General features: G+C 73.9%; 25 protein-coding genes and 1 riboswitch. Of the genes, 9 read left to right on the forward strand and 16 right to left on the reverse strand.

Going from position 1 to position 26,785, the window contains the following annotated elements; genetic code table 11:
- Positions 1-350 precede the first annotated feature (350 nt).
- The 3 genes from AB0N76_RS27660 to AB0N76_RS27670 form a co-directional block, all read right to left on the reverse strand.
- On the reverse strand, positions 351-1,181 hold the full coding sequence (locus AB0N76_RS27660) for a poly-gamma-glutamate hydrolase family protein (RefSeq protein ID WP_363561501.1): 831 nt from the start codon (positions 1,179-1,181) through the stop codon (positions 351-353).
- A 141-nt stretch (positions 1,182-1,322) separates the two neighbouring features.
- Positions 1,323-2,078, reverse strand: coding sequence for an alpha/beta fold hydrolase (locus tag AB0N76_RS27665; protein ID WP_363561503.1), 756 nt, complete (start codon positions 2,076-2,078; stop codon positions 1,323-1,325).
- Positions 2,079-2,273: 195 nt separating this feature from the next.
- On the reverse strand, positions 2,274-2,939 hold the full coding sequence (locus AB0N76_RS27670) for an AAA family ATPase (RefSeq protein ID WP_363561505.1): 666 nt from the start codon (positions 2,937-2,939) through the stop codon (positions 2,274-2,276).
- Positions 2,940-3,613: 674 nt separating this feature from the next.
- Between AB0N76_RS27670 and AB0N76_RS27675 the strand changes: the two genes are divergently transcribed.
- From AB0N76_RS27675 to AB0N76_RS27685, 3 genes are all read left to right on the forward strand, one after another.
- Entirely contained in the window at positions 3,614-3,814 is a 201-nt protein-coding gene (locus AB0N76_RS27675; RefSeq protein WP_363561507.1) for a hypothetical protein, read from the forward strand.
- A 133-nt stretch (positions 3,815-3,947) separates the two neighbouring features.
- The gene (locus AB0N76_RS27680) at positions 3,948-4,790 is read left to right on the forward strand and encodes an aldolase (RefSeq protein ID WP_363561509.1); all 843 of its coding nucleotides are present in this window, start codon (positions 3,948-3,950) and stop codon (positions 4,788-4,790) included.
- A 1-nt stretch (position 4,791) separates the two neighbouring features.
- Positions 4,792-5,310: a dihydrodipicolinate synthase family protein gene (locus AB0N76_RS27685; RefSeq protein ID WP_363561511.1), complete on the forward strand. Its 519-nt coding sequence runs from the start codon at positions 4,792-4,794 to the stop codon at positions 5,308-5,310.
- Here the strand turns inward: AB0N76_RS27685 and AB0N76_RS27690 are convergent.
- Positions 5,307-6,560 (reverse strand): RNA-guided endonuclease TnpB family protein, encoded by a 1,254-nt coding sequence (locus AB0N76_RS27690; protein ID WP_363561513.1) that lies wholly within the window; start codon positions 6,558-6,560, stop codon positions 5,307-5,309. The two genes, AB0N76_RS27685 and AB0N76_RS27690, sit on opposite strands and share 4 nt — an antisense overlap.
- 132 nt (positions 6,561-6,692) lie before the next feature.
- On the opposite strand from AB0N76_RS27690, the gene AB0N76_RS27695 reads away from it, so the two are divergent.
- Complete coding sequence (locus AB0N76_RS27695; protein ID WP_363561515.1) at positions 6,693-7,085, forward strand: dihydrodipicolinate synthase family protein; 393 nt, start codon at positions 6,693-6,695, stop codon at positions 7,083-7,085.
- 23 nt (positions 7,086-7,108) lie between these two features.
- Here the strand turns inward: AB0N76_RS27695 and AB0N76_RS27700 are convergent, their stop codons facing one another.
- Positions 7,109-7,684, reverse strand: a complete 576-nt coding sequence (locus AB0N76_RS27700; RefSeq protein WP_363561517.1) for an XRE family transcriptional regulator — start codon at positions 7,682-7,684, stop codon at positions 7,109-7,111.
- Positions 7,685-7,855: 171 nt separating this feature from the next.
- Between AB0N76_RS27700 and AB0N76_RS27705 the strand changes: the two genes are divergently transcribed.
- The 3 genes from AB0N76_RS27705 (at position 7,856) to AB0N76_RS27715 (ending at position 9,892) form a co-directional block, all read left to right on the forward strand.
- Complete coding sequence (locus AB0N76_RS27705; RefSeq protein WP_363561519.1) at positions 7,856-8,623, forward strand: hypothetical protein; 768 nt, start codon at positions 7,856-7,858, stop codon at positions 8,621-8,623.
- A 174-nt stretch (positions 8,624-8,797) separates the two neighbouring features.
- The gene (locus AB0N76_RS27710; RefSeq protein ID WP_363561521.1) at positions 8,798-8,965 is read left to right on the forward strand and encodes a hypothetical protein; all 168 of its coding nucleotides are present in this window, start codon (positions 8,798-8,800) and stop codon (positions 8,963-8,965) included.
- A 66-nt stretch (positions 8,966-9,031) separates the two neighbouring features.
- Entirely contained in the window at positions 9,032-9,892 is an 861-nt protein-coding gene (locus AB0N76_RS27715; protein WP_363561523.1) for a hypothetical protein, read from the forward strand.
- 2 nt (positions 9,893-9,894) lie between these two features.
- Here the strand turns inward: AB0N76_RS27715 and AB0N76_RS27720 are convergent, their stop codons facing one another.
- The 3 genes from AB0N76_RS27720 to AB0N76_RS27730 all read right to left on the reverse strand — a co-directional run bounded on the left by AB0N76_RS27720 (position 9,895) and on the right by AB0N76_RS27730 (position 17,151).
- Complete coding sequence (locus tag AB0N76_RS27720; RefSeq protein WP_363561555.1) at positions 9,895-10,830, reverse strand: ABC transporter ATP-binding protein; 936 nt, start codon at positions 10,828-10,830, stop codon at positions 9,895-9,897.
- Positions 10,831-10,984: 154 nt separating this feature from the next.
- Entirely contained in the window at positions 10,985-13,822 is a 2,838-nt protein-coding gene (locus tag AB0N76_RS27725; protein ID WP_363561525.1) for a hypothetical protein, read from the reverse strand.
- Positions 13,819-17,151, reverse strand: coding sequence for an FtsX-like permease family protein (locus AB0N76_RS27730; RefSeq protein WP_363561527.1), 3,333 nt, complete (start codon positions 17,149-17,151; stop codon positions 13,819-13,821). Before AB0N76_RS27730 ends, AB0N76_RS27725 begins: the two co-directional genes overlap by 4 nt.
- Before the next feature lie 329 nt (positions 17,152-17,480).
- On the opposite strand from AB0N76_RS27730, the gene AB0N76_RS27735 reads away from it, so the two are divergent.
- Positions 17,481-18,188: an ABC transporter ATP-binding protein gene (locus AB0N76_RS27735; RefSeq protein ID WP_363561529.1), complete on the forward strand. Its 708-nt coding sequence runs from the start codon at positions 17,481-17,483 to the stop codon at positions 18,186-18,188.
- Between the two features lie 36 nt (positions 18,189-18,224).
- On the opposite strand, the gene AB0N76_RS27740 is transcribed toward AB0N76_RS27735, so the two are convergent.
- On the reverse strand, positions 18,225-18,824 hold the full coding sequence (locus AB0N76_RS27740; RefSeq protein ID WP_363561531.1) for a GNAT family protein: 600 nt from the start codon (positions 18,822-18,824) through the stop codon (positions 18,225-18,227).
- Between the two features lie 218 nt (positions 18,825-19,042).
- Here AB0N76_RS27740 and AB0N76_RS27745 point away from each other — a divergent pair, with 218 nt between their 5' ends.
- The gene (locus AB0N76_RS27745; RefSeq protein WP_363561533.1) at positions 19,043-19,954 is read left to right on the forward strand and encodes a hypothetical protein; all 912 of its coding nucleotides are present in this window, start codon (positions 19,043-19,045) and stop codon (positions 19,952-19,954) included.
- Positions 19,955-20,176: 222 nt separating this feature from the next.
- Here the strand turns inward: AB0N76_RS27745 and AB0N76_RS27750 are convergent, their stop codons facing one another.
- From AB0N76_RS27750 to AB0N76_RS27780, 7 genes are all read right to left on the reverse strand, one after another.
- Positions 20,177-20,602 carry a hotdog domain-containing protein gene (locus AB0N76_RS27750; protein WP_363561535.1) on the reverse strand — a complete coding sequence of 142 codons (426 nt, stop codon included), beginning with the start codon at positions 20,600-20,602 and terminating at the stop codon, positions 20,177-20,179.
- 296 nt (positions 20,603-20,898) lie between these two features.
- Positions 20,899-21,086: riboswitch (cobalamin riboswitch) on the reverse strand.
- Between the two features lie 104 nt (positions 21,087-21,190).
- A complete protein-coding gene (locus tag AB0N76_RS27755) occupies positions 21,191-22,384 on the reverse strand; it encodes an LLM class flavin-dependent oxidoreductase (protein WP_363561537.1) in 1,194 nt (397 codons plus the stop codon).
- A gap of 61 nt (positions 22,385-22,445) precedes the next feature.
- Complete coding sequence (locus AB0N76_RS27760) at positions 22,446-23,582, reverse strand: acyl-CoA dehydrogenase family protein (protein ID WP_363561539.1); 1,137 nt, start codon at positions 23,580-23,582, stop codon at positions 22,446-22,448.
- On the reverse strand, positions 23,579-24,313 hold the full coding sequence (locus tag AB0N76_RS27765) for a class II aldolase/adducin family protein (RefSeq protein ID WP_363561541.1): 735 nt from the start codon (positions 24,311-24,313) through the stop codon (positions 23,579-23,581). Before AB0N76_RS27765 ends, AB0N76_RS27760 begins: the two co-directional genes overlap by 4 nt.
- Positions 24,303-24,584, reverse strand: a complete 282-nt coding sequence (locus AB0N76_RS27770; protein WP_363561543.1) for an acyl carrier protein — start codon at positions 24,582-24,584, stop codon at positions 24,303-24,305. The genes AB0N76_RS27765 and AB0N76_RS27770 overlap by 11 nt, the downstream gene beginning before the upstream one ends.
- Positions 24,585-24,701: 117 nt before the next feature.
- Positions 24,702-26,144 (reverse strand): class I adenylate-forming enzyme family protein, encoded by a 1,443-nt coding sequence (locus tag AB0N76_RS27775; RefSeq protein ID WP_363561545.1) that lies wholly within the window; start codon positions 26,142-26,144, stop codon positions 24,702-24,704.
- Positions 26,141-26,785: nitroreductase family protein (locus AB0N76_RS27780; RefSeq protein WP_363561547.1), on the reverse strand; the 645-nt coding region annotated here is incomplete at its 5' end. The genes AB0N76_RS27780 and AB0N76_RS27775, both read right to left, overlap by 4 nt.

Consider the following 26,785-nt stretch of genomic DNA (forward strand, 5'->3'; position numbering starts at 1 on the left):
CGGCGGCGGGGCGGCCGGTTCGGCGGGATATCAGGGGTGACACGTGCGTCCTCCGAGATCGGCCCGTGCTTGAGGGGGTCACACGGGGGTTGAACGCAACATGCCAGAAGTGTGAGCACTTGGGGAAGGCTTTACGCATGACTCCTTGTCACAAACGTGTCAACATTTGATGTCACCCGTATTGCCCCAGCCATCCCACCCATCCCAATCACTCCCGGAACCCCGACCGCCCCACCCGTGCGCCCGCTCGCGGTGAGCGGACGGACGGATGGGGCGGCGGGCGGACGGAAGGGGCAGAAGCCTCGGACCGACGGGCGGGCGGAGCCGGCCAGGAACCGGTCAGGAACCGGTCAGAGGACGGGCTGGGTCGCCTCCAGGCGCTGGACCGCGGTCCGGACCGCGGTGACGTAGCTCCAGAACAGCGGCAGGGTGTTGGCCGCGCGGTCGGTCCGGGTGTTCTTGCCCGCGGCGAACATCGCGGCGCGCAGCTCGGTGGTCATCTCCAGCTGGGCACCCATGCCGAGCAGGCTGCGGTTGCAGATGTTCTCGGGCGAGATGCCGGCGATCTCCTCCTCGCCGGAGGCCGTCACGGCGCGGATGCCGGCCGCCGCGAACTCCTCCATCAGGTACTGGCGGAAGGTCGCGTTCAGGCCGCCGACCAGCACCGCCTGGGCGCCGGCCTCCAGACCGGCCTGAGCGGCGGTGCAGCCGTGCAGCGACAGCACGTTGAGGCTGCCGGCGCACACCGCGCGGGCGGTGGTGTCGTCACAGTGGGTGGAGGTGACGTGCAGGCTGCTGTTGCCGGAGGAGCGCATGCCCTCGAACATCCAGAAGTCGTGCACCGGACCGGCCGCCGGGGTCGGGGCGAGGTCGGCCGGGTGGTAGCCGGCGATGGCCAGGCACAGCTCGGAGGTGCCACCCTCGATGCCGCCGCCGTGCGGGGCGATCACGGTGGTGCGGACCAGCGCCGCGCGGGTCGCCGCGCCCTGGTCGTCGACCAGGTGACGGCGCGAACGGCGGCCGTAGTCCACCCCCTCGACCAGCGTCGGGTCCGCGTAGAGCGCCGTGTTCGAGGCGTAGAGGTCGGCGGCGTGGGCGGGAGCGGGGCGGAGGACGGCGCCCACGGCGGTGAGGGCCGGGGCGGCGGCGAGGACGGCTATCAGGGAGCGACGGTTTATCACGGCGGGTGAGCTTCGCAGAGATGAGCGATCTTCGCAACCGGACCCCCGCCCTGACCTGCGACGATCCGTGCCCGATCCGGACCCTCGGCCCCCCGACGGCGGAACGTCGGGGGCCGGGGCACCGGTCTTACCGACGGGCGGTCAGGCCGCCAGGTGGGCCTTCAGCACCGCCAGCACGGCGGCACGCTCATGGACCAGGTAGAAGTGACCGCCCGGGAACACGTGCACGTCGAAGGCGCCGGTGGTGTGCGCTTTCCAGCCGTCCACCTGGTCGACGCTCACCCGCGGGTCGGCGTCGCCGGTGAGCGCGGTCACCGGCACCGAGACCAGCTCGTCCGGCGCCGCCTGGTAGGTCTCGATGGCCGTGTAGTCGCCGCGCAGCGCCGGCAGGATCAGCGCCTGCAGCTCCGGGTCGGCCAGCACCCGCTCGTCCGTGCCGCCGAGCCGGCCGAGCTCCGCGAGCAGCCCCTCGTCGGGGAGCAGGTGCACCGTCGAGTCCCGCGGGTCGGACGGCGCCCGGCTGCCCGAGACGCAGAGCCGCACCGGCCCCTTGACCCCGTCCCGCTCGAACCGGCGCGCCACCTCGAAGGCGACCGCCGCGCCCATGCTGTGCCCGAACAGGATCAGCGGCCGGTCCGCCCACGGCCGCAGCTCCGCGTAGGCCCGCTCGGCGAGGTCGGTCAGCGAGTCGAAGGCGGGCTCATCGAGCCGGTCCAGCCGGCCGGGGTACTGGACGGCGACCACGTCGGCGTACGGCGACAGCGCGGCCGACCAGTCGCGGAAGAAGCCGGCCGAACCGCCCGCGTGCGGAAACAGGACGACCCTGGCGGGCGCCGAGTCGGAAGGGTGGAAACGGCGGAACCAGAGACTGTCGGTGACGGCGGGACGGCCGGTCATACGGGGAGCTCCCTCTCTGCTGACGGTTCGACTGATGGTGCGACTGACGGATCAGCTGACGAATAGCCAGGCGGATCCGCGGACGGATCTTGCCGATCCTTCCGACGCATCGACTGGATGATCTCCACACAGTCTCCCCGGCCGACCCACTCCTCCGTCAACCGACCACCGGGCACCGGCCCACGACTGGCCGCCCTACGACGGGCCCGGACCGAACCGCGCCGCCTCCGCCCGCGACCGGGACAGGCCGTCCAGCAGCAGGACCGACACCGCCTCCGGCACCGGCGTGACGGCCCCGCCGCCGGCGTGCTCGGTCAGCGCGCCGAGCAGCCGGTCGAGGCCCCGGCGGTGCCGGGCGAAGGCCCGCCGCGGCGCCCAGCGGCCACGGGCCCGCTGGCCGGCCAGGGCGGTGTCGGCGCCGACGTCCAGCAGCACCACGTGCAGCTCGCGGCCCTGCCGCGCGGCCTCCCGGGCGAGCCAGCGGCGCATCCAGGCCCGGCTCCCGCAGTCGTGCACCAGCAGCGGCCCGCCCCGGCGCACCGAGCGGCGCAGCAGCCGGAAGTACTCCAGCCGCGCCCACGGCCGGTAGACGGCGTACGGCAGGCGGTCCGGCATGACGGCGGCGCAGGCCTCGTGCACGGCACGCGGATCGACGGTGGCAGCCCGGGGCGCGCGGGCGGACCAGCGCCGCAGCAGGGTGCTCTTCCCGCTGCCGGGCAGCCCGGACACGACCACCACGGCGTCGGCCGGATAGCGGACGGTGAACGACTCCCCGGCGGCCCCGCGCAGATCCACCAGGCCCCGCGGCTCCGTCCCCACCAATTCCGCCCCCGGCCCGTCCACGATGACCGACCTGTCCATGCTGCTCACTCACCCTGTCCGTGCCGACCTGGAACGATAACAATCCACGCACCCCACCCACCCCCCGGTTCCCCACCCCCCGACCCGGCCCGCCCAACCGGCACCCACCTCGGCCCCGCCCGACGGACCGACCCCGACGGAGGCCGCGACCCGAGAGCCCGCCGGAAACCCGGCCCGTTCCACGGGACACACCTCGACCTTCATCGGCTCGGACGGCCCGCCACCTGAGGCCGCCGAACCCGGGGGTGCCAGGAACCCGGCCACGGGCTCTGGGTGCCCAGGGGGTGTGGCGCGGGGGCTCACTCGATCGGGTCGGGGGGATTCGGGGGGTGGCCGTCGGTGGGGTCCGGATGGTGACGGTAGGTCCTAGGTAGTTGCCGAACGTGATGGCGTGTCGGGTGGAGTGCTGGGGCCGGGATGGGGACGTACACCGGGCAGGTGCCGGCGGGACCGGGGACCTCGGCGGCCTGGACCGGTCCGGCGGGCGGCGGCGGTCACGCTCGGAAGCCCCCGATACGCGCTGACGCGCGCCGTTCGTGCTTCGAGCGCCCGCGCGCGGGACCGGCCGTGGGGCGGGCGGTAGGCGGAACCGCCCGTGAACACTCGATCCGGTGGGCCGGTCTGCCGATATCCCCGGCGGCACTCCTTCCCGCCGTCCCCTGGAGGCGACGTCCGTGACCTGGCTCCGCGTGCTGACCGCGCTCGGCATCCTCGCCGTGGCGGCGAGCGCCGTGCTCGTCTTCGCCCTCTGCACGGCCGCGTCCGAGGGTGAACGCGCCCCGGGCGGCGCACCGCCCGAGGAGGGGGTCGACGGCGATCTGCGGGCGCGGGCCGAGCGGTCCGGGCTGATCCGGCGCATGGGCGGCGAGGACTGACGGTCCGCCAGCACCGGACCGACACCCGGGGCTCGGGGCACCATCGACATCAGGACACCATGTGTCCTAAGGTGAACGACGTGTCATCGTCGGACTCCCGACCCCCTCGGTCCCGTGAAGGAGAAGCCCAGCCATGGCCGACACCATGACCACCTCGACCGCCGCCAAGGCGGACCTGGTCGACCTCGCCCAGCGCCGGATGCACAGCGCCATCCCCGACAACGACTGGACCATCCGCCAGAAGCTCGCCCTCACCTGCCGGATCCTCTTCGACGCCGGCCACGACTCCGGCCTGGCCGGCCAGATCACCGCCCGCGCCGAGCGGCCCGGCACCTACTACACCCAGCGGCTCGGCCTCGGATTCGACGAGATCACCGAGGCCAACCTGCTCCTGGTCGACGAGGACCTCGACGTCCTCGAAGGCGAGGGCATGGCCAACCCCGCCAACCGCTTCCACAGCTGGGTCTACCGGGCCCGCCCGGACGTCACCTGCATCATCCACACCCACCCGCCGCACATCTCGGCGCTGTCCATGCTGGAGACGCCGCTCCTCGTCTCGCACATGGACCTCACCCCGCTCTACGACGACTGCGCGTTCCTGGAGACCTGGCCGGGCATCCCGGTCGGCAACGAGGAGGGCGAGCTGATCTCCGCCGCGCTCGGCGACAAGCGGGCGCTGCTCCTCGCCCACCACGGGATGCTGGTGGCCGGCGGCGGCGTCGAGGAGTCCTGCACCCTGGCCGTGCTCTTCGAACGGGCCGCCCGCCTCCAGCTGCTGGCCTCGGCGGCCGGCCGGATCCAGGAGATACCCGAGGCGCTCGCCCGCGAGGCGCACGACTGGACCTCCACGCCCAAGCGCAGCCAGGCCAACTTCGCCTACTACGCCCGCCGCGCCCTGCGCGCCGGCCACGGCGACGCCCTCGGCGCCGTCGACACCACCACTGCCACCCCCGCTCGTTCCGAAGGCGGTGCCTGAGATGGCCGACCTGCTCCTGGAGGGGATCATCGCCTACCCGGTGACCCCGTTCGGCCCCGGTGAGGAGGGCACCGTCGACACCGACGCCCTCACCGCCCTCGTCGACCGGCTCATCGACTCAGGCTGCCACGCCGTCGCCCCGCTCGGCTCCACCGGCGAGAGCGCCTACCTGGACGACCGGGAGTGGCAGACCGCCGCCGAGGCGGCGCTCGCGGCGGTCGCCCGCCGGGTCCCGGCCGTGGTCGGCATCGCGGACCTCACCACCCGCAACGCCGTCCGCCGCGCCCGCATCGCCGAACGGGCGGGCGCGGACGCGGTGATGGTGCTGCCGCTGTCCTACTGGAAGCTGGACGAGCGCGAGGTCACCCGGCACTTCACCGAGGTCGCCGACGCGGACTCCATCCCGGTGATGATCTACAACAACCCGGCCACCAGCGGCGTCGACCTCTCCCCCGAACTGATGGTCTCGCTGGTCGACCGGGTCGAGAACATCACCATGTTGACATCCTCCCCGCCCTAGAGGACGGGGATTCCTCCCGCGCCTGCGGCACGGACACCCGTGCGCGGCAGGTCGCCGAGGTGGGTTCCCCGTTCGACGGGCCGTGCCCGGCGTGGGATCGCCACACCAGGTCTTGCCGGCCCTCCAGGGGCGTTTAGCCTGTCCGCCCGCCCGGCGGCCAGGATGTTTCGAGCAGCGTTGAGGTCACGGTCATGCAGCACACCGCACGCGGAACAGGCCCACTCGCGAACGGCGAGGGGCTTGGGTCCGTCACGGTGCCCGCACGCCGAGCAGAGCTGGGAGGACGGGTATGCGCGGGGCACGATGCCGATGTGCCGTCCGTAGCGGGCGGCCTTCTCCTCAAGGAGTCGCCGGAAGGCGGACCATCCGGCGTCGTGGACAGACTTGGCCAGCCGGCCACGGCCGAGGCCGTGCACGTTCAGGTCCTCCAGGTACACCGCTTGGTTCTCGCGGATGATCCCGATGGCCTGTTTGTGCAGCCAGTCCCTGCGGGTGTCGGCCACCTTGGCGTGTGCCTTGGCGACCTTTCTGCGGGCCTTTGCCCGGTTCTTCGACCCCTTGGCCTTGCGGGCCAGTTCCCGTTGCGCGGCCTTGAGCTTCTTCTCGGCCTTGCGGAGGAAGCGCGGATTGTGGATCACGCTGCCGTCCGAGAGGACCGCGTACGTGGTCAGCCCGAGGTCGATGCCGATCTCGGCGTCGACCTCGGGCAGGTGGTCCGGTTCGACGTCCACGACGAAGCTCGCGTGGTAGCGCCCGGCGGCGTCCAGCACGACCGTCACGGACGACGGGTCGGCGGGCAGCGCCCGCGACCACTTCACCCGCACGTCACCGATCTTCGCCAGGTACAGCTTCCCATTGCTCCGGATACGGAACCCATTACGGGTGAACCGCAGCGACTGCCGGGCGTCCCGCTTCGACTTGAACCGGGGCAGACCGACCGGGCGGTCGGCACGTCTACCCGACACCGATTCGAAGAAGTTCCGGTACGCGGTGTCCAGATCCCGAAGGGACTGGATCAGCGGATCCACTCCCACCGACGCGAGCCAAGCGCGCTCAGCGGTCTTCTTCGCCTCGGTGATGACCAGCTTCTGCAAGTCCGTGCTCCTGGGGTACGGCAGGCCACCCTTGCGGGCCTCCTTCCGCGCCGCCAAGGCGTCGTTGAACACCACACGCGCACACCCGAACGTCCGGGCCAGAACAGGCCGCTGACTTGCCGTCGGGTAGATGCGGTAGGAGTATCGAAGGTGCACGAGGTCAACCTACCGGCGGGCACTGACAACGGCTCGCGTCAGAACCTCCGAAGATCACTCCGCTGCTTCGCGGCTCCGGGTCGAGTCCCATTCCTCCCCGGCCTGAAGGCCGGAGCATCCTGGGAGGCAAAGGTGAAGGAGAGCAGCGGCGACATCCGGCGGATGCACCGGCTGGCCGAACTCACGGACGGCGCGCTGCCGTTCTACAACGGCAGCAATCCGCTCGCGCTGGAGGCCTTCGCCGCCGGCGCGGCGGGCTGGTGCACGGCGGCGGCCTGCCTGATCCCCGGTCCGGTGCTGGAGCTCCACCGGGCGGTCCGGGCCGGGGAGCCGGACGCCGCCCGTGAGGTGTTCCGGCGCCAGCTGCCGGTGCTGGAGTTCATCCTGCGCGGCGGCCTGCCGACCACCGTCAAGGCCGGTCTGGCCCTGCAGGGCTTCGACGCCGGTGCGCCGCGCCGCCCACTGCTGCCGCTGGACGAGGCGCGGACGGGGGAACTCGCCGAGCTGCTCCCCGCGCTGGGCTGAGCCGTTCCGGCAGCGCTCAGCACTCAGGGCAGGGTCGGGACGCGGTCCGACGGGCCGGCCGGGTCGTCGTGGATCACCACGAGGATCGCGGCCGGCCCGTCGCCGGTGGAGCGGCAGCGGTGCGGCAGCGCGGCGTTGAAGTAGACGCTGTCCCCCGGGCCGAGGGCGACCGTCCGCTCCGGGAACTCCAGTTCGGCCATGCCCTGGTGGACGAAGAGGAACTCCTCGCCCGCGTGGGACTTGAACGGCGAGTCGGCGAGCTCGGCCGGCGGGTACATCATGAACGGGACCATCTGCTTGCCGGCCAGCCCGGTGGCGATGCCCTCGTAGTGCGGGGCGCCCGGTCCGGCGCCCCCGGCCATCGGGGTCCGCTCGCCGGCCCGGACCACGGTGACCAGCTCGGGTTCCACCTCGTCCGAGAAGAGCCGGCTGACGTCCACGTTCAGCGCGTGCGCGAGCTTCAGCGCGGTGGAGATGGACGGGTCGCTGAGACCGCGCTCCACCTTGGAGAGGTAGCTCTTGGTGACGCCCACCCGCGCCGCCAGCGCCTCCAGGCTGAGCCGGTTCTGCTTCCTCAGCACCCTCACCCGGCTGCTCATGCGCCGCCTCTCACCCACCTGTCGCCCCGGAACCTTGCGGTCCAGTATCCCCCAAGCCGGTGCGGCCTCCGACCGTGCGTACACGAGCGGCCGGGCCCACAATGGAAGAAAGGCACATCACGTCAACAGTGACAGAGAGTTAACGCGGTACCAGTAGCATCCGAGGTTGACATGGCCGACAAAGACACCGGACCCGGTGGACCGAGCGGCATCGGCGACCGTCCGCAGGACGACTTCGTCGCGAGAAACCTGTCCGATCCGTCGGACCGACCGGCGAAGACGCTGACGCTCAGCGGTCTGCTGGGCGACAGCGACCGTCCCGGTCACCGGCGGTTGTACTTCAACAAACAACTGGACTACTACGCCGAGTTCGCGTCGGATGACGTCGTCTCGGTGGAGGACATCCCCAGCGACCAGCCGCCGTTCGTCGGGCTGGACGCGACCAAGGTCACCCTGCGTCGCGAGGCGCCGGTGGCCTTCACCCAGGTGCAGACGGCCGCGCCGGTCGACGATTTCGACCTCGACCTGCGGCTGGGGCAGGCGGAGGCACAACCGGGACCGGCGGTGGGCCTGCCTGACACCTTCGACACGGAGTTCCCCACCCTGCCCACGGACAACACCCTGGGGTGCGAGACCCTCGACACCTGCTTCACCTGCGCCGGCTGTCAGACCAGGTTCGGCCCCTGCCTGACGGTCCCGCCCCTCACCAGGATCCCCGCGCTCTGCGCGACGGTCCCGCCGGTCACGGAGTTCCCGAGGTGCCACACCATTCGCGGCGCCACCTGCATCACCTGTGACACCTGCCTGACCTGCGGCGGGGCCACCTGCCGTACCTGCGGGCCGCGCGCCTGCTTCACCACCCGGACCATCACCACCTTCACCACCGGCCGGACCTTCAACCGGACCTGCATCACGTGTGCCTGCCCGGAATTCCCGTGAAGGAGCATCCCTGACCTGACAAGACCCGACAAGACCCGACCCGAACGCGCCGTCGGCGCACAGAACGAGCCGTTCGACCGCATGCCCTGGTGCACGAACGTCGGCCCGGGTGATCATGGCTGTGATCATCGCTGACGCATCGTCACACCGTCGCCACTGAAGGGTGGATCGAGCATGCTGATCGACTGGCCCACCGAGCCGTTCGAGTTCCGTCTGCACCGCGACCCGGAGCAGGTGGTCCGCGCCGACGACTGGGAGCCGGAGGGCCGACCGGTGGTGCTCGCCTTGGAGGGCGCGTCCGCGCCGGAGCTGTGGGAGGCGGAACGGTTCCGCATGCTCTAGACGCGCATCCGGCACGTCCGCACCGGCCTGTACCTCACTGCGGAGGGCAGCGGCGCCGGCCCGGCGGTGACCCTGCGTCCGCTGTTCCCGGACACCGGCAAGGACACCTCGTACTGGCGCCAGGCGTGGCGGTCGTTCGTCCAGCGCGACAGCGGGCGGCTGATGGCGATCAACGACCTGTCGGACTGCGTGCTGGGCGTCGGCGCGCCCGTCGGCGCGTTCAGGAACGAGCGGCTGCTGACGCTCGAACGCACCACCGGCTCCCAGGACCGGGACTGCACCGCCTGGGCGCCCGCCCCGCCCAAGGTGGCCCCCTGGGCCGACCTGCCGCGGGGCACCGGGCGGGTGCGGACCACCGCGCAGCTCTACGAGCGCCGTTCGCGGGTGATCGAGTTCATCGAGGAGCCCTACCTGCTGGAGGTGCCGGGCCGGACCCTGGCCCCCGGCACGGTCCTGGACTCCTTCGCGTTCGACGAGTTCTCCCGCACCGGTTGGTACCGGCAGGAGAAGGAGGGTGATCTCCGCACGTTCACCGAGGGCTTCGAGGGCCCGGACCGGGTCCGCAAGACCTTCCACCGGCTGGCCGGCTCTCCGGGCCGGTACGTCGACGCCGACGAGGTCGACGTGCACTACGTCGAGCCCGTCGCCGTCGCGCACACCAACTTCCCGGCCCGGCTGCTCATCCCCGTCGAGGGCAGTACGCAACTGCTGCGGACCAATCACCGGCTGAGCAGCGGCCACCCCTTCTTCAACCAGCCGGTGCAGCGCCGCGAGGGCACCTACGCTCCCAGGTACGACAGCGCCGGCCTCGTCGCCTCCTGGGAGAAGAGCTGGATCGCCGACAACGACACCAGCAAGAAGGTCTTCCTCAGCTTCGACGGCCATACCTTCGTCGACGAGATGGACGTCACCTGGGTCACCAGTTGAGATCAGTGCCCTTCGAGGTCGTCGGGGCGGACCGCGATGTGGTCGGGGGCCAACTCGACCGCCACCCGGTGCTCCATGCCGAGCGCCTCCAGGAACTTGGCGGGCAGCTGGACCCGGCCGGTGCGGTCGAGCATCACGTACTCGGTCTCGTTCACCGACTCCTCGCCGTGCTCGTCGGTGAGGGTGCGGCGGAGCACCTCGCTGCTGGTGCGGCCGTCGCGGATGGCGACCGTGCGGCGGACCTCGCCGGCCACCATCGGGTCGTGGGTGACGATCACGACGGTCGCCCCGAGGTCGCGGTTGACGGTGCGGAAGGCCTCGAAGATGCTCGCGCCGGTCTCGGAGTCGAGCTCGCCGGTCGGTTCGTCGGCGAGCAGCACCGGCGGGTTGTTGGCCATCGCGACCGCGATGGCGACCCGCTGCTGCTGGCCGCCGGACATCTCGGTGGGGCGCCGGCCGGCGAGTTCGCCGATCTCCAGGGCCTCCAGCAGTTCGGCGACCCGGGCGGCCTGCCGGCGTCCGGCGCCGCGCGAGTTGCGGCCGCCGCGCAGCTGCATGGGCAGCGCGATGTTCTCGGCGGCGGTGAGGAAGGGCAGCAGGTTGCGGGCGGTCTGCTGCCAGATGAAGCCGACCACCTCGCGGCGGTAGCGCAGGCGTTCGCGGGTGGACATCTCCAGCAGGTCGCAGCCGGCGACGGTGGCGGTGCCGGCGGTCGGCACGTCGAGGCCGGCCAGGATGGTCAGCAGGGTGGACTTGCCGCTGCCCGAGGCGCCGACCAGGGCGACCAGGTCGCCCTGCCGGATGGTCAGTTCGAGGCCCTGGAGGGCCTGCACCTCGACGCCCTGGGCGCTGAAGATGCGGACCAGGCGGTCGCAGACGATGGCCGCGTCGGCGCCGAAGGCCTTGGGCGAGGCGGCGGCGAGGGCCCGTTCCTGCAGTTCCCGGAAGGTGGGGGCCGGGGCGGCCGTCCGTTCCTGTGCGCTGTTGTTCACCGCTGCTCTCCTCTCGTCGGCGCCGTGCTGTTGTCGTGGACGCGCTCGTGAACGTACCGCTGTACTGGTATCGGGGCGGGTCGGCGGGCCGGGCCGGCGGTCATCGCTGGTCCCCCGCCCGCAGTTCGGTGGCGATCTGGCGCCGGCCGGCGATCAGCGCCTCGGCGACGACCCCCGCGGAGACCAGCGCCGCGAGCCCGAACGCCTGGATCAGGACCGGCGGGAGGGCCACCGGCAGGCCGGGCGCGATCTCCGCGCCGACCAGGATGGACAGGTCGAACGCGGGGCCGAGCAGGGCGACCGCGGCGAGCGCGACCAGCGCGCCGCCGACCGCCGCGACCAGCATCTGCGGGACGGTCTCGACCAGGATCAGGGTCAGGCCCTGCCGGGGGCGCAGGCCCATGGTCCGCAGCCGGGCGAGCAGCGCGGTGCGCTCGGGCGCGGCCCGGACCAGGGTCAGCAGGACGGCGAGCAGGGCGAGCGCGCCGGCGCCGATGACGGCGGTCCAGAACAGCCGGGCGGCCGAGTCCTGCAGCGGGTCCTCGGCCAGCTTGTCGGCCACCGCCGCGCTGGTGCGCACCGTGTAGCCGGGCGGCAGGGCGCCCGCGGCCGATACGCCGCCCGCACCGTCGGCGATCGTCGCCTTGGTCTTCTTCGCGGCACCGGGGACGATCAGCTCCTGCACCAGGCGGGTCAGTTCGCCCTGGTCCGGGGTGCCGATGCCGAACCAGAGGCCGGCGCGGCCGGTCTCGGGCGCGCGGGCGGTGGCTGGTCCGGCGGGCAGCACGACGAACTTCCGGCCGTCCCCTTGGAGGGCGGGCGTGTCGTCGATCGTGTCGACCGTACGGACCAGCAGTTCGCCGCCGCCGGGCATCCGGACCCGGTAATCGCGCTCCCCGCCGAGTTGCTTCGCCAACGCGCTGGAGATCAGGGCCGGGAGGGGTGTCTCCACGCCCCCGTCGCCCCCGGCCAGCAGGGCCGGGTCGAAGGCGCCGCGGCCGAGCGAGCGGGAGATCTGCGCGTAGGCGGCCGGGTCGGCGGCCACCGCGGTGACCCGGGTGGTGCCGCTGCCGGCGCCGAGCACGAACACCTCGGTGTCGGACCAGACCGGGGTCGCCGCCCGGACTCCGGGCAGGGCGGCCGCGGCGTCGGTGAACGCCTGCGGAACCGTCACGCCGATCGGCAGCACCACGGAGGCGTCACCGCCGACGGACAGCCGGGCGGCGCGGGTGCGGGAGGAGTCCACGGTGTCGAGGACGGTGGCGCCGAAGCCGGCCGTGGTGACGGCGAGCAGCAGGGCGATCAGCGGCAGGACGGAGGGCCGGCGGTCGGTGCCGTTGCCGCGCGAGGCGCGGGCCAGGCCGAGGAAGCCGACGGCGCCCCGGCCGCGGCCCGCCGCCCCGGCGAACAGGCCGACCACCGGCGGCTGGATGCGCGCCAGCAGCAGGCCACCGGTCAGGGCGAGCAGCAGCGGGGCGGCGACCAGCAGCGGGTCCATCTCCTCCCCGGCCGGGGCGACGCCGCGTCGGCGGACCTCCAGCACGGCCGCAGCGGTCACGGCAAAAACGGTGAGTTCGCCGGCGAGTCGCCGGCGGCCGGCGGCCGCCCGGGGCCGGGACCAGAGCAGCGCGGCGCGGACCGGCAGTGCCAGCAGGGCGAACAGGGTGACGCCGAGCGCGGCCAGGACGGTGCCGCCCCAGCGCGGGGTGGGCAGCAGCAGGAAGGCGAGGACGAACGCCACCGCCGCCGGGGGCAGGACCGTCACGGCGCCCTCACCGAGGAGTCGGCGCAGCACGTCGCCGCGCGAGCCGCCGCGGGCCTGGAGCAGCCGCAGTTCGGCGATCCGCCGGTCGAAGGAGAGCACGGCGGTCAGGCAGAGCACCAGGACGCCGACGCCGGCGAGGCCGGCCGGGCCGATCGTGGCCAGCGGCGCGACGGCCTGCTGGCGTTCGGCCGCCTGGCTCAGCAGTTTGGGCAGCGGGGAGGTGAGCTGCAGGTCCTGCCGGTAGGTCGTGTCGCTGAGCGCGGTGGCCGTCGGGCCGGTCAGGTAGGAGGCGAGGTCGCGCTGGGTGTCGGCCAGGCGGTCGGCGCGCAGGCCGTCGATGTCGACGGGTAGCCGCCAGAAGTCCTGGGCGCCGATCTCCCAGGAGCCGATCTGTTCGAGGGCGTCGCCGGAGACCAGCCCGGTCGTACGCCAGTAGGCCCTCGGCAGTTTCTTGATCTCGGTCATGTACTGCAGGCAGGGCCCGGCGGGGCAGCCCAATTCGACCCAGAACGGTTCGGCCGGGTCGTGGGCGGTGAAGATGCCGACCACTTCGGCCTTGGGGGCCTCGCCGTTGATCGACGCCTTGGTGTCCAGGACGTCGCCGAGGCGGATGCCGACGGTGTCCGCCGTGCTCTTGCTGATCGCCATCCGGACCGGTCCACCCGTGCCGGCGTCGGGCCACCGGCCCTCGACCAGGGTGGCGTGGTCAGCCAGACCCTTGAGGTAGAGCAGGTCGAGGGTCGGGGGGAGCTCCTCGGGTGTGGCGAGCCCGGGGGTGGTGAGGGTGCGGGGCTTTCCGCTGCGGGCGCCGTAGACCGGGCCGTCCGGGGCGACGGCGAAGGTCTCGCCGGTGTGCAAGGTGAGCTTCCCGGTGATCTCGTCGAGTTCGCCCGCGGTCCCGCGCAGCGCGCTGGTGGCGTAGACGCTGGTCGCGGCGGGGCCCCGGTCGTGCAGGAAGTCACGCAGGCCCTGGTCGGCGGTCCGGTCGAGGACGCGCGGGAAGGCGGCCGCGAGGAAGACCGTGCCGAACGCGAGGACGGCGGTGAGAACGGCGGCGAGCGGCGTCGCGCGCAGCCGGGTGCGCACCCAGGGCGCGGGCCGGTGGGCGACCGTCGGACCGGTGCCGGACTCCGGACCGGTGCCGGGCGTGGTGGGGTCGGCCGGGCTGGTCACATCTCCTCCAGGTGCCGCAGTCGCTGGGCCACGTCCCGGCGGCGGCGACCGCCGAGGAGGGCCGACAGCAGCGGGACGGCGGCGATCGCGGCGGCGAGCAGCACGGCGGTGCCGAGCGGCAGGTCCACCAGGACCTCCGGGACGGGTCGGCGGGCCGTCGGGGTGAGCACCACGAGCGGCACGATCAGATGGACGATCAGGGCTCCCAGGCCGAGGCCGACCAGGGTGCCGAGGCCGACCAGGACGGCCTGTTCGGCGGCGGCGGTGCGGACCAGCCGGCGCCTGGGGGTGCCGAGGGCGAGCAGGACGGCGAAGTCGCGGGAGCGTTCGCCGGCGGCGGCGGCCGCGGCGGCGCCGAAGCCGATCGCGGCGAGCACGGTGGTGACGACGGCGATGGCGGCGAGGGCGTTCTGCGGGGCCGCGCTGAGCGGGTCGCCGAGCAGGCCGGCGGCGACCTCGTCGCGCAGTTGGAGCTCGGGGGTGCCGGGGGCGGCGCGCAGGGCGGCGGCGGCCTCGGCGGGGGTACGGTCGCCGGGGCCGGTGGCGGGCAGCCACCATTCGGTGGGGGCGGGGGTCTCGCGTCCGGTGACGGCGAGCGCCCGGGCGACGGTGCCGAGGTCGACGAGCAGGGCGGATCCGCCGGCCACGGGCAGCGACTCGACGGTGCCGGTGATCCGCACCTGGAGGATGACGAGGCCGAAGGGCACCCGGACGGTCGCACCGACGGCCGCGCCGGTGGCGGCCAGGTAGCCGCCGGTGGCGACGCCGGTGATCTCGGTCGACGCGGGGCCGGCGGCGGGGGCGATGACCGGGGCGATGACGGCGCGCTCGTTGCCGAGGCTGGTGCGGGCACGCGAGTAGCGCACCGTCAGCAGCCGCCGGTCGTCGGAGGGGTCGGGGCGGACCTCGGCGCCGATCGCGCGGGTGCCGCTGTCGCCGCTGTTGGTCCAGCCGAGGCCGGCGGGGACGGTGGCGGGCACGGCGGGGGCGGTCGCGCTGTCGGCGGCGGCCAGCCGTCGGACGGTCAGGACGCCGCCCTGCCCGGGGCCGTAGCTGAGGTTCATGCCGACGACGGTGAGCGGCGCGGCGGCCGAGCTGAGCCCACCGTCGGTCAGCGCCGCGAGGTCGACGGTGGCGCGGCCGTCGCCGGTGGCCGGGATGCCGGTGAGCGGGGCGATGTAGGTGAAGCCGTAGCGGTCGCGTAGCAGCAGCCAGGCGTCCGGGCCGTGCTTGCCGGAGTCGTCGGGGTCGGCGGCCAGCACGTCGGGCGTGTGGGTGAGGTCGACCTCGATCCGGTGCGGACGGCCGGGCAGCGGGACCCCGACCGGGGCGGGCGAGCCACCGGTCAGCGGGGTGAACAGCGCCTTCGGGTCCTGGCCGGCGAGGAGGTCGGCGCGGACCGGGACGCGCTCGGCGAAGGCGGCGGCGTCCAGGGCGAGCAGCTGGGCGGTGGTGCTGTCGGGCAGGGACTGCTCCGCGCGGGCGACCGGGATGAGCCGCTCGGCGCCGGGCAGGGTGGCGTACCGGCTGCCCTGCCCCATCGGGGAGCTGTGGGAACCGTGGATGCGCAGCCCGCCGGCGGTGGCGAAGGAGGCCTGGTCCTGCTGGGAGCGGTTCCAGGTGGCGTGCTGGCCGAGGGCCAGGACGCCGGTGGAGACGCCGAGCACCAGCAGCAGGACGGGGCCGCTGGCCCGGCCGGGGCGGCGGGCGAGCTGCCAGCCGACCAGGGCGGGTCCGAGGCCGCGGCCGCCGGCGGCGATCCGGGCGCCGACCCGGGCGGCGAGCGGGAGCAGCCGCAGGGCGAGCAGGGTGCCGGCGCAGAGCGCGAGGGTGGGGGTGGCGACCAGGACCGGGTCCAGGCCGAGGCGGCCGTCCGCGTCCGGCGACAATCCGCCGCTGTACTGGGCGAGTTGCTGGTAGGCGAGGACGGCCAGGGCGAGCAGGGCGAGGTCGGCCCCGGAGCGGGCGGCGCCGGCCGCCACGGCCTGGCGGCGGCCGGCCCGGCGCAGGACCGCCTCGCCGGCGCCGCGCAGCAGGGCGGGGACGGCGGCGAGCAGTACGCAGCCGAGGGCGCAGGCGACCGCGACCGGCCAGAGGGTCCAGCGGAGCGAGGTGTCCAGCGGGACGTGGCGCAGCGGACCGAAGCCGCCGAGGACGCGGAGCAGCGGCGGGGTGAGGAGCGGGGCGAACAGCGCGGCGGGCAGGGCGAGCAGCAACGCCTCGATGGCGGTGTAGCCGCCGAGCCGTCGGCCGGAGGAGCCGCGGGCGGCGAGCAGGGCGTTCTCGGCCTGCTGGCGGGTGGCGATGAGGTGGACGACCAGGAGCAGGGCGGCGGCGGCCAGCACGATCAGCTGGAGGGCGCCGATCAGCAGGGTGGAGCGGGCGACCATGGCGCTGGAGTCGAGTTCGCGCAGCAGGTCGGGCAGGTCGGTGCGGGCGAGCAGGCCGGCGTTCTTGTTGAGGTCGTCGCCGGCCCCGGTGATCCGGCCGCGAAGGGCGTCGACGGCGGCGGGGCCGACGCCGGTGAAGTCGGCGTCGAGCAGCCAGCTGCGGCCGTTCTGCGGGAGGCCGGCGGCGGTGAAGACGGTGTCGTCGACGAGCAGCGGGCCGTAGGTGGTGAAGCCGCCGAGCTGGATCTCGCGGCCCTGCACCGGGTCGAGCCGCCAGTACAGGTCGGTCGGGTCGGTGGCGCGGTAGACGCCGGTGATCCGGACGGTGAGCGGGGCGCCGCCGTAGCGGTCGGTGAGCCTGACCTCGGCGGGGAGGGCTTCGGCGGTGAGGCCGAGGCGGGTGAGGGTGCTCTGCGGGACGGCCGCCTGGACGGGGCCGGGGGCGGTGCCGGTGGCCTCCTTGCCGGCGGCGGCGGGCCAGGCGCCGGCGAGCAGGCCGACGTGCTGGCGGTCGAGGGCGGCGAGCAGGGTGAGGTCGGACTCCTTGCCGCTGCCCGGCTGGCCGCCCCCTTGGTTGCCCGTCGGGTTGCCCGCCTGGGCAGGTTTGGCGCCGTCGGCCGTGCCGTCCGGCAGGCCGTAGGAGCGGCTGCGGGACAGGGCGCGGGTCTCGGTCGGCAGGTCGCCGAAGAGGGCGCGGCCGTAGTCGGCGACCGCGGCGTCGTCCTTGGTCCGCTTGTCCAGCCCGTGCTCGGAGTTGACCACCACGGTGGTCCGCGGGTGCCCCTGGCCCTGGAGGGCCTGGCGCTGTCCGATCTCGCCGACGGTGCGCTGGAAGGCCACCAGGGCCGTGAGCACCGCCGTCGTGATCAGTACGGTGAGCAGGGCGGCGGTGGCCAGGGGCAGTCGCCCGCGCAGACGGCGCACGACGAAGCCGAGCATCCTGTTCCTCCCCCGGTTTCATGAGGTCCGCGCGGCGCCCGGTCCGGGCACGATTCGATCCGACTGCGCGGGTGGGCGCCTTCGGCGCGCCGATACGATGATCACCGGCGCTTGATCACCGGATAGCGGACGATGCTGTCAGATCCGGTCAAGGAAAGGAAGGGACTTGCGCGAATGATGTAAGTAATGAGCAAATGCTGCGGATCGCAACGCCGTTGACGCTGACGGCACGTCAAGCCGACGCGTTTCGATTGACCATGAACACATCAGCTCATTCACCGCCGCATCACCGGCGGGGAGCGCCACAGGAACACCCAGGGGGATGCCGCATGACGCAGCAACCGGCCGGCACCGTCACCGCTCCCATGGTGGCCGTCACCGATCTCCGCCGCAGTTTCGGGACCGGCGAGCGCACCGTCCACGCGCTGCGCGGCGTCTCCTTCGTCATCGGCCGCGGCGAGCTCACCGCCCTCAAGGGCCGCTCCGGCTCCGGCAAGACCACCCTGCTCAACCTGGTCGGCGGCCTGGACGCGCCGACCGGCGGCACCATCACCCTGGACGGGACCGACCTGGGCGCGCTGGACGAGGACGGGCGGCTCGCGCTGCGCCGCGACCGCCTCGGCTTCGTCTTCCAGTCCTTCGGCCTGCTGCCGGTGCTCACCGCCGCCGAGAACGTCGGGGTGCCGATGCGGCTGCGCAAGGTCCCGGCCGCCCAGCGCGAGGAGCGGGCCCGGACGCTGCTGGCGCTGGTCGGCCTCGCCGACCACGCCAACCAGCGCCCGGGCGAACTCTCCGGCGGCCAGCAGCAGCGGGTCGCCATCGCCCGGGCACTGGCCAACGAGCCCGACCTGATCATCGCCGACGAGCCGACCGGCCAGCTGGACTCGGAGACCGGCCGTCAGATCATGGAGCTGCTGCGCGCGGTGGTGCGCAGCGAGGGCGTCACCGTCCTGGTCGCGACGCACGACCCGAACCTGATGGAGCTCGCGGACCGGGTGGTCGAGCTCCGCGACGGCCGGATCGTCGACGAGTCGTAGCGCGCCGCGCGGGGTTCCGGTTCGGCCGGAACCGGTTCAGACGGAGCCGGGGCCGGCCGGGACCGGCATGGCGCGCCAGGTCTCCGCGCGGACCTCCATGGTGACCAGGCGCATCGTGGTGTCGGCCTCGGCGAAGTAGCGCTCGGTCTCGCCGGTCGGGGTGAAGCCGAAGCGGGTGATCGCGCGGACCGCGTCGGTGTTCTCCACCGAGGTCATGCTCCACACCCGGCTGAGGCCGAGTTCGGCGAAGGCGAGCTTGAGCATCAGCCAGCCGATGTCGGGCGCGCAGCCCGAGCCGCGCAGGTGCCGGGCCATGGTGAAGACCCCGGAGTACCCGGTGGTGTCGTCCTCGACCTCCAGCCGGATGCCGCCGACGGGGCGGTCGTCGCCCTGCAGGCAGGCGGCCAGCTGGTAGTGGCGGCGCGGCAGTTCGGCGGCGGTCGCCACCGCCTCGTCGAGCCGGCGCCGGATCCGGCCGTCGTCCATGACGCCGGTCGAGAGGTGGCGCATCCCGGCCGCGTCACCCCAGACGGAGCGCATGGCGTCGAGGTCGTCGGCGCGGTGGTCACGCAAGCGGACGAGGGCGGTCTCCAGGACCGGCAGGGTCGTGGGCGGCTGGACTGACGTGCTGTTCATGATCGAACCCTAACGAACTGGTGCGTTTCGATGCCCGGTCGGGTCACCCCGGCCGTGCCCGCAGTAAAGCGGTCGTGGATTGACATCCGATCAACGCCGCGACTTTCCGTTATCCCGGCGCCCGGCGCGGGTCTCCGAGTCGTCATGCGGGCCGAATCCCCTCGGCCCCGGACGGCGTGCCCGGTCGGGCTCGCGCCCCGTACGGGAAGGACCCGCCGATGACCGCTTCTCCCGCTCGCCCGTTCTCCCGGGGGTGGCTGCTCGCCTCCTGCGTTCCGGTGCTGCTCGTGCTCGGGATGGCGGCCACCGTCCCGTCGGCCCCCGCCGGTTCCGCCGGGGCCGCCGGCGCAAGTACGGACGGGACGGACGGGATGCCCGGGATGCCAGGCATGGCGCATCCGGCGGGCGCCGCCGCCGGACCCACCCGGGGCCTCGCCGCCGAGCAGGACGGCTACCGGCTGGACATCGCGACCTCCCGGCTGCCGGCCCAGCGGCCGACCGCCCTGCGCTTCACCGTCACCGGCCCGGACGGCTCGCCCGTCACCGGCTTCGCCGTCCACCAGACCAAGAAGCTGCACTTCTACGCGATCCGCGGCGACCTCACCGGCTTCCAGCACCTGCACCCCGACATGGCCGCCGACGGCACCTGGACCGCCGATCTGGCCGCCCTCGCCCCGGGCACCTGGCGGCTGTACGCCGACTTCGTCCCGGACACCGGCCCGCACGCCGCGGAGCTCGTGCTCAGCCGCACCGTGACGGTGCCCGGCGAGGCCGCCGCGGTGCCGCTGCCCGCCCCGGAGGAGAGCGCCACCGTCGACGGCTACACCGTCACCCTGCACGCCCGGCCGATGGCCGGCGCCCACCAGTTGGTCGCCACCGTCAGCCGGGACGGCCGACCGGTCGACGATATCCAGCCCTACCTGGACAGTTACGCCCACCTCACCGCGTTCCACGCGGGCGACCAGGCGCTGGCCCACCTCCACCCGGCGGACCGGGTCGACGGCGACCACGGCGGACCCACCCTGACCTTCCAGGCCCTGCTCCCCGCGCCGGGCGACTGGCGGGTCTTCCTCCAGTTCCAGACCGCCGGACAGCTGCACACCGCCCAGTTCACCCTGCGCGTCGACTGACCGTCACAGCCTGACGCCGGGTGCGGGCGTGGGTGAGGGCGCGGGTCCAGGCGCGAGCACGGCTCCGGGTACCGGGCGCGGGTCCGGGCGCGGGTCCGGGCGCGGGCGCAGGCGCGAGCCTGGGGTGCGGGCGCGGGTGCGGGTCAGGGGCGCGGGTCCGGGTGCGGGCCCGTGCGGGTCCGGGCGCCGGGGCGGCGCGCGGACCCGCGTGGGTCGCGGCGGTCAGGACCGCCGGGCGCGGCGTTCCCTGGAGAGGCGCTCGCGCCGCTGGTCGGCGGGGGTCTCCGGGACCAGGGCGGGTACCCGGTGCGGCTGCCCGTCGGCGTCGACGGCGACGAACACCAGCTGCGCCGTCGCCACCCGGGTGACCGGTCCGGTGAGGTTCCACCGTTCCGCCGTGACCACCACCGAGACGTCCATCGAGGTGCGCCCGGCGTGGTCCACCCGGGCGCGGACGGTGAGTAGGTCCCCGGCCCGGACCGGGGCGAGGAAGGTCATCTCCTCGACCGACACCGTCACCGCGGGCACCCCGGCGTGGCGGCCCGCGGCGGCGGCCGCGGCGTCGTCGATCAGCTTCATCACCACGCCGCCGTGCACCGTCCCGTAGAGGTTGGTGTCGTGCTCGCTCATGATGTGCGCGAGGGTCACGGCCGAGTCCCCCGGCGTCCGGGACGGGGCCGGGTCGGCCGACGGGACCGGCGGAACCGGCGGAACGGAGGGAACCGAGGGCGCCGTCATCGGGCCGTCACCTCCCCGGTGGTGGTGCCGGCGGTGCGGGATCCGCGCTGACCGGTCTGCTTCACGGAACTCTCCTTCGCGAGTTCGCGGACCCGGAGCGAGGCGTGCGTGCGGAGCGGACGGGCACACGGATGCGCCCCCTGCCACGCCGTCGGCCCGCCCTCGGGGTCACGGTGAGACCGGGGACCGCTGCGGTCCCCGGGCAGTGGCAGGTCTTCGGACTCGCGGGCACGCCACCCGTGAAAGGGCGGACACCTAGTGGCCGTCGCTTCCCGGGCCCGGCCGGGCCCAGTGCGTCTGACGGCGGTCGTTCCCGCTCACCGCTGCGGGGCAGTCCCGGACTCCCACCGGGTTCCCTCTTGCGACGCGCCTGCCTGGCGGACAGGGCGAACCAGCTGCGCGCACCACTCTACGGCCACCGCCCGGCCCCATGATCACCAACCGGCACCGGGGCCGTCGCACCGCGGGTGCGACGGCCCCGGTCGGGCAGCGGAGTGCTCAGGCGCGGGCCGCGGCGTCGCCGTCGGTCTCGGTCCCGCCGTGCTCCGCCATCGCCTTGGTCCGGGCCGCGAAGCCGGCCTCCTGCATCGCGGTGCGGTTGGCGGCCGCCCAGTCGTTGGAGGCGCGCAGGCGGTCGGCCGTACCCCGGAAGCGGGGCACCACGAAGCGCGCGAACAGGTCGAGGCTGCGCCGCTGGGCCTCCCGCGACGCCCAGTCCTGGCAGGAGATGAGCAGGGTCCCGAACCCGCCGGTGATCTCCTGCAGCTTGGTGATCGCGCCGACCACGTGCTCGACGTCACCGGCGATGATGCCGTTGGCCGCCACGGTGGCCTCGAAGGCCTTGGCCCCGCTCTGCGGGTTGCGCGACATCGGGATGGCGAAGGTGTCGATCCAGAGCTCGTTGCGCTGGCGCAGCCACCCCTCGCGGATGTCGTCCAGCGCCTCCTCCGAGGTGGGCGCCACGTGCACGGGGACGACCAGGCGCCAGTCGTCCCGGGACACCTGGCGGCCCGCCTCGGCGGCGGCCTCCTCGTGGTGGCGCCACTGGTCCGCGAGCCGTTCGAGGCCCAGGCTCAGGCCGGCCCGGACCGCGCCCCACGGCGGCGCGGCGTGGGAGAGCACGCTGATGCCGAGCCGGCCCGCCAGCTTGACCCCGAACGGGGTGGCGGCGCTGGCGACGGTGACCTCCGGCCCGCCCGGGGTGAAGGGGTCGAGCTGGAGCCGGGCGTCGACCAGTTTGAACCAGCCCTCGTCCCGGGTGACGGTCTCGCCGGCGAGCAGCGCGACGACCGTCTCCATGGCCTGGGCGGTCCGTTCCCGGGTCGACTGGGGGTCGATCCCGAACATGTGCATGTCCGAGATCACGGACCCGGCGCCGCCGCCGAGGATGAACCGGCCCCGGGTCTGGTGGTCGAGCTGGATCGCCCGGTCGGCGACCAGGAAGGGGTGGTGGTAGGGCAGCGCGGTGACACCGGTCGCGAACTTGATCCGCCGGGTCCGTTCGGCCGCCGCGGCGATGAACAGCTCCGGCGCCGGGATGGTGCCCCAGCCCGCCGAGTGGTGCTCCCCGATCCACAGTTCCTCGTAGTTCAGGGAGTCGACGAGCTCGACGAATTCCATGTCGCGCTGGTACAGGAGGTTGAGGTCCTCGCCGATCGGGTGGAGCGGGGAGATGAAGCAGCCGAAGCGCATGGTGTTCCCTGGGTCGGTTGAGTGGTGACGGGCGTTCGGGGACGCCGGGGGCGGGCGGCGGTCACAGCGCGCGAGCGATCGCCGCCCGCTGGATCTGGTTGGTGCCCTCGATGATCTGCAGGAGCTTCGCCTCCCGCATCCACCGTTCCACGGGGTGGTCCTGGACGTAGCCGTGTCCGCCGAGCACCTGGACGGCGTCGGTGGTGACCCGCATCGCGGTGTCGGTGGCGAAGAGCTTCGCCTGGGCGGCTTGGGTCGCGAACGGCCGTCCGGCGTCCCGGAGTCGGGCCGCCTCCAGGAGCAGCGCGCGGGAGGCCGCGACCTGGGTGGCCATGTCGGCGAGCAGGAAGCCGACGCCCTGGAAGGTGATGACGGGCGCGCCGAACTGGATCCGGCCCTTGGCGTATTCGGTGGCGTGGTCCAGGGCCGCCTGGGCGAGGCCGACGGCGCAGGCCGCGATGCCGAGCCGCCCGTGGTCGAACACCGAGGCGGCCACCAGCATGCCCCGGTTCTCCCGGCCGAGCCGCATGCCCGCGGGCACCCGGACGTCGTCGAGGACGACCTGGGCGGTCGGCAGGGTCGCCACCGCCATCTTGTGCTCCGGCGGCTGGGGCAGCACTCCCGGGGTGTGTGCGTCGACCATCAGGCAGGTCAGGCTGCCCAGGCCCGCCGTACCGGTGCGGCAGTAGACGTTGTAGAGGCCGGCCACACCGCCGTGGCTGACCCAGGACTTGGTGCCCGAGATCCGGTAGCCGTCGCCCTCGCGGACGGCGGTGGTGCGGATGCCCTCCAGGTCCGAGCCGGCCTCGGCCTCGGACAGCGCGTTCGCGCCGAGCACCTCCCCGCTCAGCAGCTCGGGGAGCCACCGGTCGCGCTGGTCGTCGTCGCCGAACCGGGCCAGGCCGTGCGAGGCCAGCACCTGGAGGTGGACGGACTCGGCCACCGCGAACCAGCGGTAGGCGAGCCGCTCCAGCACCTGGAGGTAGACGGTGTACGGCTGGTCGCCGCCGCCCCAGCGTTCCGGGAACGGCAGCCCGATCAGCCCGGCCCGGCCGAGCAGTTCGACCGTCTCCCGCGGGAAGCGGCCGGAGCGCTCCTCGACGTCGGCGCGCGGCGCGAGTTCCTTGTCCGCGATCTCCTCGACCAGGGCGAAGAGTTCGCGCTGGGTGTCGTCGGCGAAGTGCCGCTCGACCTTCACCAGTCCACCGCCTCGGGGAAGGCGCGCAGCACGGCGCGCACCGAGTGCTCCCAGTAGGAGCGGACCGCGAGGTCGCCGTAGATGAAGTCGCGCTTGGCCTCGACGTCGACGGCCGAGGAGCTGTGGTACTTGCCGGGCGCGGATTCCACCAGGAGCTGGAGCCGGCAGGCCCGTTCCAGCAGGTGGGCGAGGACGACGGCGTGCTTGAGCGTCTTGCCGACCACCAGTCCGCCGTGGTTGCGGAGCAGCAGCGCCGGGTCGGGGCCCAGGGCGGTGGCGACCGCGCGGCCGGTGGCGATGTCCAGGATGGTGTTGCTGGTCAGGGTGAAGCGGGACAGCCGGTCCTCGAAGTAGGCCCCGTCGTGGGAGACCGGTCTCAGTTCGAGGTCGGTGGCGCCGAAGGCCAGGGTGTACGGCGCGTGGCTGTGCACGATGCCGTTGACGTCCGGCCGCGCCGCGTAGACCGCCTGGTGCAGGGCGAGTTCGGGCGGGGCGAGCCGGTGCGCGGGCGCGTCGGGGTCGACCTCGGCGGGGATGACGTCCGCGGGGACGCATTCGTCGAAGCCGGTCAGCGCGCCCTTGATCTGGAAGGCGCGGCTGCCGGGCAGCCGGGCCGAGACCTGTCCCTGGTTGAAGTCGTCGTGCCCGCCGAGCGAGAGCGAGCGGGCGGCGATGGCGAGCCGGCCGCGCAACTGCCGCTCGGCCGGGGTCTGCTGCGGATCATCCGGCATGGGTGCCGACTCCCTGGCCTTCCATGTACGTCACCAGGCCGTCGACGGTACCGAGGGTGCCGGCCGCCTCCTCCAGGTCGATGTAGACGCCGAACTCGTTCTCCAGGGAGTCGATCAACCGCAGGAAGGACAGCGAGGACATGCCGAGCTCGGCGAAGGTGGAGCTGCCGGCGGTGACGGCCTCCAGCGGGAGTCCGCCGTCGCTGGCGCTCACCGCGAGGTCGGCGACGCGGACGTGCAGGGCACTGCCTTTCGGGGCCTGACTGGTCATGACACTTCCGTTTCGTTGGGAATCCGGTGGGACCGGGGAATCCGGTGGGGCCGAGGAATCCGGTGGGACCGGGGCGGCCGACGGGAGGTCCGCCGCCCGGGGCGGCGACGGCCCGGCTCAGCCCTCCAGCAGCGCGCGGGCGGCCGCCAGCCGGGGCTTGCCGATGCTGGAGGCGGGGATGCGGTCCACGACGGCGAGGCGTTCGGGCACCTTGTACGGGGCGAGCAGGCCGCGACAGTGGGCGCGGACGGCGTCCGCCGCCAGGCCGGCCGGGGCCTCGACGAGCGCGCCGAGCGCCTTGTCGCCGTCGGACCTGGTGACCTCCAGGACGAGGGCGTCGGTCACGCCGGGCACGGTGCGCAGGACGTCCGCGACCTCGGTGGGGTCGACCTTGCGGCCGCCGACGTTGATGAGCTTTCCCGAGCGGCCGGCCAGGTGCAGCAGCCCGGCCGCCAGGTAGCCCTCGTCGCCGGTCGCGTAGAACCCGTCCTCGTCGAGCCGGCGTTCGAGCACGCCGGGGGCGTTGAGGTAGCGCGAGCCCATGGACGTGGAGCGGACCGCGATCGCCCCGGGCTCCCCGGCGCGGGCCCCGTCCGGGATCCGGAACCGGACGCCGGGCAGCGGTGCGCCGAGGCCGCGGGCCGGGTCGGGCTCGCGGTCGAAGGTGAGCGGACCGGTCTCGGCGATGCCGTAGTAGTTGGCGACGGCCAGGCCGTAGCGCTCCCGCAGGGCGCGGGCGTCGTCCGGCGGGAGCGGGGCGCCCGAGGAGATCGCCACCCGGATGCCGGCGAGTTCCGGGGCCGGGGCGGTGCGGCGCAGCAGCGAGGCGTAGAGCGCCGGGAACCCGGTGAGCCGGGTGGGCCCGGTCTGCCGGACGTAGCGCAGCACGTGTCCGGCCGACGGCAGGCCGCCGGCCAGGTGGAGGAGGGAGCCGGCCAGCAGGCCGGGGACGAGGGAGGTGTTGAAGGCCAGGCCGTTGGCGAGGCCGGCGAAGCAGAGGATGCGGTCCTCCGGTCCGAGGCCGGTGCCGTCGATCCAGCCGGTGGCGGCGCCGATCACCGCGGTGCCGGCGAACTCCACGCAGTTGGGGTAGCCGGTGCTCCCGGTGGTGTAGCGGCACAGTTCGGTGGTCGCCAGCAGCTCCGGGCGGTCGCGCTCGCCGGTGGCCTCGCTGAGGAACAGCGGACCGTTCAGCGCGCGGGCGGGCCCGGCCGAGCCGACGGGCAGCGGGCGGTCGTGGACGAGCAGGTCGATGCCGCAGCTGCGGACCGCGGCGGAGATCTCCGTCTCGCCCCACTGGGGGTCGAAGAGGAACGGCACCGCGCCGGCGGCGAGCACGGCCAGCAGGGCGACCGGGTAGTGCGCGGTGTTCCCGGCGCTCAGCGCGACCCGCGCGCGGTCCGGTCCGGACCACCCGTCGAGGCCCAGCCCGGCCCGTAACTTCTCGACGCGGGAGAGGAGTTCGCCGTACCGGAGGGTCCCCTCCGGGTCGCCGAGCGCCGGCCGGTCGTGGTGCTCCGCCAGGGCGGCGCGCAGGCGCTCCCACAGCAGGCCCGTCATCCTTCCCCCTGGGCGTAGGCGATCTCGGCGCGGTCCAGCTTGCGGTCGTCCTCGCGGTCGCTGCCGAGCGCGACCACGTACAGCAGCTCGCGGGTCTCGTCGAGCCCGGCGGCGGCGAGCCAGCGGGCCGCGTCGAAGCCGCCGACGCCGGTGACGCCGATGGCGTTGCGCGCGGCGCCGAGGTAGAGCAGGTGGGCGGCGGCCGCGGAGCGGAAGATGGCCTCGCGCAGCAGGGCGGGGCCGCTGCCGAGGGTCCCGGCGCGGTCGGCGTGCAGCAGGACGAAGGAGTCCGCGCCGGCCAGGTGGCTCTGGCCCATGCAGGCGCGGGCGATCGCCGCGTTGTCGGTGACGAACGGGGTCGCGACGAAGCGCGGCGCGCCCTCGTCCGTCGGGCGGTCGTCGGGCAGCCGGCCCGGCGCGGACAGCACGGTGACGCCGAAGCCGGTGCCGGTCAGGTCGCAGGGCAGCTCGGTGGCCAGGGTGCCGAGGGTGTCGAGCAGGACGGCGGGGTCGAGCGGCTGGCGTCCGAAGCGTTTGGACGAGCGGCGCATCCGGGAGAGTTCGGTCCACTCCCCCCGCCGGATGCCCGCGGCCTCCGGGAACGCGGGCGGCGCGTCGACGACGGTGCGCGAGGTCACCGG

Source organism: Kitasatospora sp. NPDC093806, assembly GCF_040683335.1.
GTDB lineage: Bacteria > Actinomycetota > Actinomycetes > Streptomycetales > Streptomycetaceae > Kitasatospora.

Coding starts and splice junctions, on each gene's coding strand:
- AB0N76_RS27705 (WP_363561519.1), top strand. CDS start 7,856: ATGGCCGACAAAGACACCGGACCCGGTGGACCGAGCGGCATCGGCGAC.
- AB0N76_RS27730 (WP_363561527.1), bottom strand. CDS start 17,151: ATGCTCGGCTTCGTCGTGCGCCGTCTGCGCGGGCGACTGCCCCTGGCC.
- AB0N76_RS27745 (WP_363561533.1), top strand. CDS start 19,043: ATGACCGCTTCTCCCGCTCGCCCGTTCTCCCGGGGGTGGCTGCTCGCC.
- AB0N76_RS27775 (WP_363561545.1), bottom strand. CDS start 26,144: ATGACGGGCCTGCTGTGGGAGCGCCTGCGCGCCGCCCTGGCGGAGCAC.
- AB0N76_RS27665 (WP_363561503.1), bottom strand. CDS start 2,078: ATGACCGGCCGTCCCGCCGTCACCGACAGTCTCTGGTTCCGCCGTTTC.
- AB0N76_RS27770 (WP_363561543.1), bottom strand. CDS start 24,584: ATGACCAGTCAGGCCCCGAAAGGCAGTGCCCTGCACGTCCGCGTCGCC.
- AB0N76_RS27670 (WP_363561505.1), bottom strand. CDS start 2,939: ATGGACAGGTCGGTCATCGTGGACGGGCCGGGGGCGGAATTGGTGGGG.
- AB0N76_RS27710 (WP_363561521.1), top strand. CDS start 8,798: ATGCTGATCGACTGGCCCACCGAGCCGTTCGAGTTCCGTCTGCACCGC.
- AB0N76_RS27755 (WP_363561537.1), bottom strand. CDS start 22,384: ATGCGCTTCGGCTGCTTCATCTCCCCGCTCCACCCGATCGGCGAGGAC.
- AB0N76_RS27740 (WP_363561531.1), bottom strand. CDS start 18,824: ATGAACAGCACGTCAGTCCAGCCGCCCACGACCCTGCCGGTCCTGGAG.
- AB0N76_RS27765 (WP_363561541.1), bottom strand. CDS start 24,313: ATGCCGGATGATCCGCAGCAGACCCCGGCCGAGCGGCAGTTGCGCGGC.
- AB0N76_RS27735 (WP_363561529.1), top strand. CDS start 17,481: ATGACGCAGCAACCGGCCGGCACCGTCACCGCTCCCATGGTGGCCGTC.
- AB0N76_RS27700 (WP_363561517.1), bottom strand. CDS start 7,684: ATGAGCAGCCGGGTGAGGGTGCTGAGGAAGCAGAACCGGCTCAGCCTG.
- AB0N76_RS27685 (WP_363561511.1), top strand. CDS start 4,792: ATGGCCGACCTGCTCCTGGAGGGGATCATCGCCTACCCGGTGACCCCG.
- AB0N76_RS27680 (WP_363561509.1), top strand. CDS start 3,948: ATGGCCGACACCATGACCACCTCGACCGCCGCCAAGGCGGACCTGGTC.